8 protein-coding genes and 1 pseudogene are annotated in these 9,320 nt (G+C 69.1%); 6 read left to right on the top strand and 3 right to left on the bottom strand.

All coding sequences use genetic code 11. From position 1 onward, the window contains the following. Nucleotides 1-135: 135 nt before the first annotated feature. A complete protein-coding gene (locus PMI14_RS26825; protein WP_007859394.1) occupies nt 136-1,056 on the bottom strand; it encodes a LysR substrate-binding domain-containing protein in 921 nt (306 codons plus the stop codon). 143 nt (nt 1,057-1,199) lie between these two features. Between PMI14_RS26825 and PMI14_RS26820 the strand changes: the two genes are divergently transcribed. The 5 genes from PMI14_RS26820 (at nt 1,200) to PMI14_RS26800 (ending at nt 6,245) form a co-directional block, all read left to right on the top strand. Continuing rightward, nucleotides 1,200-2,351, top strand: a complete 1,152-nt coding sequence (locus PMI14_RS26820) for a CaiB/BaiF CoA-transferase family protein (protein ID WP_007859393.1) — start codon at nt 1,200-1,202, stop codon at nt 2,349-2,351. A gap of 41 nt (nt 2,352-2,392) precedes the next feature. Continuing rightward, a complete protein-coding gene (locus PMI14_RS26815; protein WP_007859391.1) occupies nt 2,393-3,283 on the top strand; it encodes a dioxygenase in 891 nt (296 codons plus the stop codon). Nucleotides 3,284-3,293: 10 nt separating this feature from the next. After that, nucleotides 3,294-4,100: a citryl-CoA lyase gene (locus PMI14_RS26810; protein WP_007859389.1), complete on the top strand. Its 807-nt coding sequence runs from the start codon at nt 3,294-3,296 to the stop codon at nt 4,098-4,100. Then, a complete protein-coding gene (locus PMI14_RS26805; protein WP_007859387.1) occupies nt 4,097-5,053 on the top strand; it encodes a tripartite tricarboxylate transporter substrate binding protein in 957 nt (318 codons plus the stop codon). The genes PMI14_RS26810 and PMI14_RS26805 overlap by 4 nt, the downstream gene beginning before the upstream one ends. Before the next feature lie 235 nt (nt 5,054-5,288). Next, nucleotides 5,289-6,245 (top strand): tripartite tricarboxylate transporter substrate binding protein, encoded by a 957-nt coding sequence (locus tag PMI14_RS26800; RefSeq protein ID WP_238541911.1) that lies wholly within the window; start codon nt 5,289-5,291, stop codon nt 6,243-6,245. 30 nt (nt 6,246-6,275) lie between these two features. Here PMI14_RS26800 and PMI14_RS35100 read toward each other — a convergent pair whose 3' ends face one another. After that, nucleotides 6,276-6,428, bottom strand: a complete 153-nt coding sequence (locus PMI14_RS35100) for a hypothetical protein (protein ID WP_007859385.1) — start codon at nt 6,426-6,428, stop codon at nt 6,276-6,278. A gap of 157 nt (nt 6,429-6,585) precedes the next feature. Further along, nucleotides 6,586-9,042 carry a UvrD-helicase domain-containing protein gene (locus PMI14_RS26795; protein WP_035205947.1) on the bottom strand — a complete coding sequence of 819 codons (2,457 nt, stop codon included), beginning with the start codon at nt 9,040-9,042 and terminating at the stop codon, nt 6,586-6,588. Between the two features lie 31 nt (nt 9,043-9,073). On the opposite strand from PMI14_RS26795, the pseudogene PMI14_RS26790 reads away from it, so the two are divergent. After that, nucleotides 9,074-9,320, top strand: a pseudogene (locus tag PMI14_RS26790) (hypothetical protein); the annotation flags it as partial.

Raw genomic sequence — 9,320 nt, 5'->3', positions numbered from 1 at the left:
CGACTCGCTGCGCGAGTCGGGAGGGGGAGCGCCCCCGGTGCGGCGGGGCGGCCCTTGCACGGGGGCACTGGCTCAGGCTGTTCCGGTTGCATGCGCAGCGCTACGAATAGCTGAAGTGTTTATCGAAGGGTGGCTTCAGGCCGTCTGCCCCTTGCGCTTCGCCAGGTCCTTGAGGCTGCCATGCAGCGCGAGCTTGCGCACGATGGCCGAAAAGGCGCGCGTGGAGGCCGACTCGCGCGCCAGCGGCGACCACAGCATGCCCGGCGTACGCACCGGCGTGGGGCTTTCGAGCCGCACCACCACCAGCCCCGACTGCGCTGACACCACGTTCGCAGCGACGATGGAGGCCAGCTGCGTCTTGCCCACCAGGTCCATCATGGGCGCCAGGGTGTTGATCTCGGCCACCACCTGCGGCTCGGCGCCGCAGGAGCGAAAGCACTCGTCCAGCATCTGCCGCGTGGCAAAGCTCGCGGGCAGCAGGGCCATGGGCATGCGGTGCAGCTCCACCATGCGCACGCGCTTGCGCCGCGCGAGCGGGTGGCCCCGGGCCACCACCAGCACCATCTCCTCGTTGTAGAGCGGCTCGAACTGCAGCGGCCCCGGCGCAGCGGGCCGGTAGGCGATGCCCAGGTCCAGCGTGCCCTGCTGCAGGCGCGCGGCGATGTGGTCGGCCGACAGCTCCTCGACGACCACCTTCACGCGCGGATGGCGCTCGTGGAACGCGGCGATGCAGCCCGGGATGAAGCCCAGGTTGAAGGTGTGCGTGGAGCCGATGTGCAGCTCGCCCGCCACCTCGGAGCCGTTCTGGCGCAGCGCCCCCAGGCCCAGGTCGATCTCGTGCAGGGCCTTGGTGCAGTAGTGCAGGAACTCGTCGCCTGCACTGGTCAGCGCCACGCGCTTGCCCACACGGTCGAACAGCGCCGCACCGATCTCCTCTTCGAGCTGCTTGATCTGGTGCGACAGCGTGGACTGCGTGACATGCAGCCGCTCGGCCGCGCGCGTGAAATTGAGCGAGCCCGCCAGGGCGATGAAGTAGCGCAGGTGCCTCAGTTCCATGGCGGTGCCACCGGTGGTTGATCGATGCCATCGATGGTAACCATGAAAAACAATCATTTCCGGTAATCCGCCACGGCCCCTACATTCGCTTACAGCCCACCCGGCCCCGCTGCAAGGGGCCCATAACGACAGGAGACAACGAGGTGCACAAAGTCCTCAGCGGTATCAAGGTGCTGGAGCAAGGCACGTTCATCACGGGCCCGGCGGCAGGCATGTTCCTGGCCGACCTGGGGGCCGAGGTCATCAAGATCGAGCAGCCCGGCGCGGGCGACCCGTTCCGCGCCTTCCGTGGGGGGCTCTATAGCCCGCACTTCCAGACCTACAACCGCAACAAGCGCAGCATCACGCTCAACCCCAAGCTGCCCGAGGATGCGGCGGTGTTCGACGAGCTGGTCAAGGATGCGGACGTCTACATCCAGAACTTTCGCCCCGGCGCGGCCGACCGGCTGGGCGCGGGCGAGGCCCGGCTGCGCGGCCTGAACCCGCGCCTGGTGTACTGCGCCATCAGCGGTTTCGGCCAGACCGGCCCGGCCGCCGGCCGCCCCGCCTACGACACCGTGGCCCAGGCCGCCAGCGCCTTCCTCAAGCTGCTGGTGAACCCTGCCAACCCGCGCGTGGTGGGCCCCGCGCTGGCCGACGCGATGACCGGCTTCTATGCCGCCTACGGCGTGCTGGGCGCCATCGTCGAGCGCGGCCGCACGGGCCTGGGCCGCAAGGTCGAGGTGTCCATGCTCGAGGCCATGTGCCACTTCAATCTCGACGCGTTCACGCACTACTTCTCAGAAGACGAGGTCATGGGCCCCTACAGCCGGCCCAGCGTCTCGCAGTCCTACGTGCTCGAATGTGCCGACGGGCTGTGGATCGCGCTGCACATGTCCTCGCCCGAGAAGTTCTGGCAGGGCCTGGCCAACGCCATCGAGCGCCCGCGCCTGTTCGACGACCCGCGCTTTGCGACGCGCGAGGCGCGCATCATGCACCAGGAGGACCTGATCGACCTGCTCGGCGGCCTGTTCCGCGGGCAGACGCGCGCCACCTGGTGCGAGCGCCTTGAAGCCGAGGACGTGCCCCACGCCCCCATGTACGACACCCGCGAGGCCATGGAAGACCCGCAGGCCCGCCACCTGCAGCTGCAGGTGAGCGCCCCCCACCCCGAAGGCGGCGAGTGGCGCACCATCCGCTCGCCCGTGAGCTTCGACGGCGAACGTGCGCTCGAGGTCACGGCGCCGCCCACGCTGGGGGCCGACAACGCGGCCATCGTCGGGCCGATACGCCAACGCCTCGGGCAGGCGCTCTGACGCGCCAGCCCCCCAAAAAAAAGACCAGGAGACAAGAACCCATGACCCCATCGAACGAGAACGAACTGACCCAGGCCGTGCTGCAGCGCCTGGAGGGCGCCAGCGACCCGCGCTTTGCACAGATCATGCAGTCGCTGGTCACGCACCTGCATGCCTTCATCCGCGAGGTGGATTTGAAGCCCGATGAGTGGATGCAGGGCATCGAATTCCTCACCGCCGTGGGCAAGGCCTGCGCCGGCCAGCGCCAGGAGTTCATCCTGCTGTCGGACACGCTGGGCGCCTCGATGATGGTGGTGATGCTCGACCAGCTGCGCGCCACCGCCCATGCCCAGGGCAGCCAGCGCATGACCGAAGCCACCGAGGCCACGGTGCAGGGCCCCTACTACTGGGAGGGCGCACCCGAGCTACCGCTGGGCGCCAACCTGTCCGAGGGCGTGAAGGGCGAACCCACCTTCTACAGCGGCCGCGTGACCGACACGCACGGCCAGCCGCTGGCGGGTGCGCTGCTCGACATCTGGTCGGGCGATGGCGAAGGCGTGTACGACATGCAGGTGGAAGGCTCTGGCATGGCCGCGCGTGCCCGCATCCGCACCGACGAGCAGGGCCGCTACTGGTTCTGGTCCATCCGCCCGAGCTTCTACCCCGTGCCGGTGGACGGCCCCGTGGGCCGCATGCTCGAAGGCATGGGCCGCCACCCCAACCGCCCCGGCCACATCCACATGATGGTCTCGGCGCCAGCGCATGCGCCGGTCACCACCCACCTGTTCGTGGCGGGCAGCCCCTACATCGAGTCGGACGCGGTGTTCGGCGTGCGCCCCAGCCTGGTCGTGGACTTCGAGCAGCACCCCGCCGGCCAGGCCCCCGACGGCAGCGCCCAGGCCGTGCCCTGGTGGTCGGCGCACTACGACTTCCGCCTCGAACCCCAACATTGAGATCCGCCCCATGAAAATCGGAAAATCCACCGTCCCGCGCACCGCCATCTGCACCTCCAACGAGCACACCATCGTCGTGCGCGGCGAGGACCTGTGCAACGACCTGATCGGCCACCTGTCGTTCGCCGACTACTTCTTTTTGCTGCTCACCGGCCGCCGGCCCGATGCGGCCTGCAGCGCGGTGCTCAACGCCACCCTGGTGGCGATTGCCGAGCACGGCCTGGTGCCCAGCGTGCAGGCCAGCCGCATGACCTTTGCCGCAGCGCCCGATGCGCTGCAGGGTGCGGTGGCGGCCGGCATCCTGGGCTGCGGCTCGGTGATCCTGGGAGCCTCCGAAACGGCGGGCCGCATGTTCGCCGACGTGGCGGCGCGGGTCGATGCCGGCGCCACGCTCGACGATGCCGCCACGGCGGTCGTCACCGAGCTCAAGGCCGCGCGCCGCTCCATCCCGGGCTATGGCCACCCGCTGCACAAGGAGGTGGACCCGCGCGTGGGCCGGCTCATCGCCGTGGCCACCGAAGCCGGTGCCGACCTGCGCTACGTGCAGATCGCCCAGGCCCTGGAAAAGGTGATCCCCGCCATCGTCGGCAAGGAGCTGCGCCTGAACGTCTCGGCTGCGATCCCCGCGGTGCTGATGGGGGTGGGCTTCCCCGTGGCCTCGCTGCGCGGCGTGCCCATCCTGGCGCGCACGGCGGGCCTGATCGCTCACCTGGCCGAGGAGGCCGAGACGCCGAGCGGCTTTGCCCTGTCCTACCAGGCCACGCGCGAGCTGCAGTACGAGGGCAGCGTGCCCGACGGCTTCGGGGAGGCGCCATGAAGCGCCGCCGGATCCTTGTTACCGCCACCACCCTGGCGCTGCTGGCCGCCGGTGCCAGCGCCCAGGGCAATAGCCGCCCCCTCAAGCTGGTCGTGCCCTTTGCGGCCGGCACCTCCACCGACATCGTGGGCCGGGTGCTGGCCGAGGCCCTGGGCCGCCAGCTCGGGCAGACGGTGATCGTGGAGAACAAACCCGGTGCGGGCGGCACCATCGGCAGCGAAATGGTGGCGCGTGCGGGCGCCGATGCCAACACCCTGCTCATGGGCACCGTAGGCACGCATGCCATCAACCCCACGCTGTACAAGAAGCTGCCCTACCAGCCGCTGCGCGACTTCGTGCCGCTGGGCTTTGCCGGCGCCACGCCCACCTTGCTGGTGGTGCCGGCCAGCGCGCCCTGGAAGGGCGTGGCCGACCTGCGCCAGGCCAGCGGCAAGGCGGTGAGCTTTGCTTCGGCGGGCAACGGTACCTCGGGCCACCTGGCGGGCGAGACGCTCAACATCCGCCTGGCCAAAGACTTCGTGCATGTACCCTACCGCGACGGTGCGCAAGCGCTCACCGAGCTCATGGGTGGCAACGTGCAGTTCATGTTCTACCACCCGGCCGCCGTGCTGCCCCACATCCGTGCGGGCAAGCTGCGCGCGCTGGGCGCATCGAGCGCGAAGCGCAGCGCGGCCGCCCCCGACGTGCCCACGCTGGCAGAACAGGGCGTGGCGGACTTCGACCTGGTCGCCTGGTTCATGCTGTATGCGCCCACTTCCATGCCGGCCGCGCAGCGCGACCAGCTGCGCGATGCCGCGCAGGCCGTGCTGGCCCAGGCCGAGGTGCGCGAGAAGCTGGCCGCGCAGGGCATTGAATCGGCCGCCATGAACGCTGCGGAGTTGGCCACCTTCGGCACCGCCGAGATCGCCAAATGGGGCGAGGCCGTGCGGCGCTCCGGTGCCCAGGTGGACTAGCACCAGGAACCGCCATGCACGCCCACCCCCACAGCCCGCCCACCGGGATTGGCGGCGGTCATGGCGCAGCCATGCCCGGCCCGAAAGGAGTGATGCCAACGATGTGACGGACAACCCCACACGGTGCGCTGCACGCCATGGCGGCGGGGCACCACGAACCGACGAAACCAACAGACCACACAAGCGGGCATGAATGAACCCGTGACAGGAGACAAAGATGCGCAGGACAATGGTGATGAAGACGATGCTGGTGCTGGCCGCCGGGGCGCTGCTGGCCGGCAAGGCCCTGGCCCAGGGGGCCGAGTGGCCGAACAAGCCCATCAAGATCGTGGTGGGCTTCGCGCCCGGCACGCCGCCGGACATCTTCGCCCGCATGTACGGCGACTACATGGGCAAGAGGCTCGGCGTGCCCGTGGTGATCGACAACCGCCCCGGCACAGCGGGCAACCTGGCGTCGGACACGGTGGCCAAGTCGCCGGCGGACGGCTACACCTTCGTGTACAACCTGTCCACGGCCTTCACCATCAACCCCTACATCTACAGCAAGCTGCCCTTCGACCCCGACAAGGACCTGGTGCCCGTGGCCACCACCATGCGCCAGGGCCTGGTGCTGATCGCCACCAACAAGTTCCCGGCCAAGACCGTCAAGGACATGGTGGCGGCGGCCAAGGCCAAGCCGGGCACCTACTCGCACGCCTCCTACGGCGCGGGCAGCCCCTCGCAGCTGATCGTGGAGTCGCTCAAGGACGAGGTCGGCATCGACATGCTGCACGTGCCCTACCGCGCCAGCCCCATCGCCGACCTGGTGGGCGGCCAGGTGGACACGCTGATGGAGCCCATCGCCACCGGCTACCAGCTCATCAGCAGCGGCAAGGTGCAAGCGCTCGCCTATTCGGGCCCCACGCGCCACCCTGCCCTGCCCGACGTGCCCACGCTGTCGGAGGTGATGCCCGGCTTCTCAATGATGTCCTGGCACGGCATCTGGGCGCCGGCGGCCACGCCCCAGCCCATCCTGACCCGCTTCAACGCGCTGATGGTGGAGGCGAGCAAGGACCCCGACCTGTCGCGCCGCATCAAGGAGCTGCACAGCGAGCCCCTGGGCGTGACACGCACCGAAATGGCCGCCATGGTGCGCCGCGATGCGGAGATCTACAGCCGCGTGGTGAAGGCGCGCAACATCAAGGTGGACTGAGCGAACACCGGCGACCGCGGCGAAGCGCTGCTACTGCGCAGGCGCGGGGGCCGGTGCAGCGGCAGGGGCCGGCGCCTCCTGGGCCTTGGGCTTGGGCACCTTGTCGCAGCCGGCCAGGGCCAGCGCCAGCACACAGGTGCCGGCCAAGACCGCGCAGGACATGGGGGATAGATGGCGGAGCATGGGCAGGTCCTCCTGGCCGTCAGATCAGAGGGCCTGCGCCGGACGGCGCGGGTGCAGGCCGCTGGGACTCCCATTCTTCAGGCGCCAACACGCGCTGTCTGTCAGAAAAAGGCGCCAACCGCCGGCCAGCAAGGCCCGTGGCGGCGGCGCCGCTCCTTCAATCGACGATGGTCAGCTTGGCCACCGACAGCGCCAGCCACTTGGTGCCATGGCGCGGAAAATTCACCTGCGCGCGCGCATCGTCACCCGTGCCTTCGAGTGCCAGCACCTTGCCTTCGCCGAACTTGGTGTGGAACACCGCGATGCCCGCACGCAGGCCGTGCGATGGCTGCGCCTTCTGCACAGGCACCGGGGGGCTGGCGAAATGCTCGCTGCGCACGGCACCGAAGCCGCCCCGGTCCCGCTGGGCGAAGGGGTTGCCGCCCCCGGTATTCGGCGCAAAGCTGCCGAAGCCCTGCTGCTTGGGCGTGATCCACTTGAGCGCGGACTCGGGCAGCTCGTCGAAGAAGCGGCTCTTGATGTTGTAGCGCGTCTGGCCGTGCAGCATGCGCGTCTGCGAATGGCTCAGGTACAGGCGCTTGCGCGCGCGGGTGATGGCCACGTACATCAGGCGGCGCTCTTCTTCCAGGCCCTCGCGCTCGTTGGCCGAGTTCTCGTGCGGGAACAGGCCCTCTTCCATGCCGCCGATGAAGACACCGTCGAACTCCAGGCCCTTGCTGGCGTGCACGGTCATCAGCTGCACGGCGTCCTGGCCGGCCTGGGCCTGGTTGTCGCCGGCCTCGAGTGCCGCATGGGTCAAAAAGGCGGCCAGGGGCGACAGCGTCTCGCCCGTGTCGGCGTCGACGATGCCGGCCACGGTGAGCAGGGCTTCGTCGGTCACCGGCGCATTCGGGTCGAGGCCCTGGCTGGCGGGGCTTTGCGTGAGGCGGTCGTTGCGCAGTTCGTCCACCGGCAGGGCCACGGCATCGCGGCCAAAGCCTTCCTGGGTGACGAAGCTCTCGGCCGCGTTGACCAGTTCCTCCAGGTTCTCGATGCGGTCGGCGCCTTCCTTCTCGGTGCGGAAATGCTCCACCAGGCCCGAGGACTGCAGCATGGTCTCGATGATCTTGCGCAGGTTCATGCCCTCGGTCTGCTCGCGCAGCACGTCGACCATGGCGACGAAGGCCGAGAGATTGGCCCCCGCCTTGCCGGGCACGGCGCTCACACCGTCGTGCAGCGAGCAGCCGGCCGCGCGCGCGGCGTCCTGCAGCACCTCGATGCTGCGGGCGCCGATGCCGCGCGGCGGGAAGTTGACCACGCGCAGGAAGCTGGTGTCGTCGTGCGGGTTCTCCAGCAGGCGCAGGTAGGCCAGCGCATGCTTGATTTCAGCACGCTCGAAGAAGCGCAGGCCGCCGTACACGCGGTAGGGCACGCTGGCGTTGAACAGGGCCGATTCGATCACCCGGCTCTGCGCATTGCTGCGGTAGAGCACGGCGATCTCCTTGCGCTCGAAGCCATCGCTGCGCACCAGTTGCCTGATCTCGTCCACCATCCACTGCGCCTCGGCCAGGTCGGTGGTGGACTCGTACACGCGCACCGGTTCGCCCGGGCCCTGCGTGGTGCGCAGGTTCTTGCCCAGGCGGCGGCTGTTGTGGCTGATCAGGGCGTTGGCCGAGTCGAGGATGTTGCTGTAGCTGCGGTAGTTCTGCTCCAGCTTGATCTGCTGCTGCACGTCGAACTCGCGCACGAAATCGGCCATGTTGCCCACGCGCGCACCGCGAAAGGCGTAGATGCTCTGGTCATCGTCGCCCACCGCGATCACGCTGCCGCGCGCCTCGAAGCGCCCGCCGGCGTCATTGCCCGCCAGTTGCTTGAGCCAGGCGTACTGCAGCTTGTTGGTGTCCTGGAACTCGTCCACCAGGATGTGCGCGAAGCGGCGCTGGTAGTGCTCGCGGATGGGGTCGTTGTCGCGCAGCAGCTCGTAGCTGCGCAGCATCAGCTCGCCGAAGTCGACCACGCCCTCGCGCTGGCACTGCTCTTCGTAGAGCTGGTAGACCTCGACCTTCTTGCGCGTGTCGCTGTCGTGGGCCTGCACGTCGCCGGGGCGCATGCCCTCTTCCTTGCAGCCGGAGATGAAGTAGGCGAGCTGCTTGGGCGGAAAGCGCTCGTCGTCCACGTTGTGCTGCTTGCACAAGCGCTTGACGGCCGAGAGCTGGTCCTGCGTGTCCAGGATCTGGAACGACTGCGGCAGGCCGGCGGCCTTGTGGTGCGCGCGCAGCAGCCGGTTGCACAGGCCGTGGAAGGTGCCGATCCACATGCCGCGCACGTTCACGGGCAACATGGCCGACAGCCGCGCCACCATTTCCTTGGCGGCCTTGTTGGTGAAGGTCACGGCCAGGATGCCGCCGGGCGTGGTGTAACCGTTCTGCAGCAGCCAGGCGATGCGGGTGGTGAGCACCCGGGTCTTGCCCGAGCCGGCACCCGCCAGGATGAGCGCATGCCCCGCCGGCAGGGTGACGGCGGCGAGTTGCTCGGGGTTGAGATTGGCCAGCAGCGGCGGCGCAGCGGAGGGGGCAGCGGGCGTGGAGGGCTCCAGGGGCTCGGGCGCACCCGGAAACAGGTCTTGTGGGAACATGGGGGCATTGTAGAAAGCGCCACCGCCTGCCATGAAAAACATTGCCCTTGCCGCAGCCATGCTGCTGGCCCTGCATGCCCCCCACCTCGCAGCCCAGTCGAGCTGCAGCAGCGATGGCGTGGCCCGGCCCGCGGCGCTGTTCGAGCGTTTCGTGAGCGCCGACTGCGAAAGCTGCTGGGCCGACAAGGCCACGCCGGCCCCCTCGGCGCCCGGCACCCTGGTGCTGGACTGGATCGTGCCCGGCACGCAAGGCGACAACGCCCCGCTGTCGGCGGCCG

This window comes from Acidovorax sp. CF316 (assembly GCF_000276605.1).
Lineage (GTDB): Bacteria > Pseudomonadota > Gammaproteobacteria > Burkholderiales > Burkholderiaceae_C > Acidovorax.
This window is presented reverse-complemented; position numbering and strand designations above follow the sequence as displayed.

Bases quoted from the DNA above. Each gene is read 5' to 3' on its own strand.
- PMI14_RS26825 (WP_007859394.1), bottom strand. From the start codon at position 1,056: ATGGAACTGAGGCACCTGCGCTACTTCATCGCCCTGGCGGGCTCGCTC.
- PMI14_RS26815 (WP_007859391.1), top strand. From the start codon at position 2,393: ATGACCCCATCGAACGAGAACGAACTGACCCAGGCCGTGCTGCAGCGC.
- PMI14_RS26810 (WP_007859389.1), top strand. From the start codon at position 3,294: ATGAAAATCGGAAAATCCACCGTCCCGCGCACCGCCATCTGCACCTCC.
- PMI14_RS26805 (WP_007859387.1), top strand. From the start codon at position 4,097: ATGAAGCGCCGCCGGATCCTTGTTACCGCCACCACCCTGGCGCTGCTG.
- PMI14_RS26800 (WP_238541911.1), top strand. From the start codon at position 5,289: ATGAAGACGATGCTGGTGCTGGCCGCCGGGGCGCTGCTGGCCGGCAAG.
- PMI14_RS35100 (WP_007859385.1), bottom strand. From the start codon at position 6,428: ATGCTCCGCCATCTATCCCCCATGTCCTGCGCGGTCTTGGCCGGCACC.
- PMI14_RS26795 (WP_035205947.1), bottom strand. From the start codon at position 9,042: ATGTTCCCACAAGACCTGTTTCCGGGTGCGCCCGAGCCCCTGGAGCCC.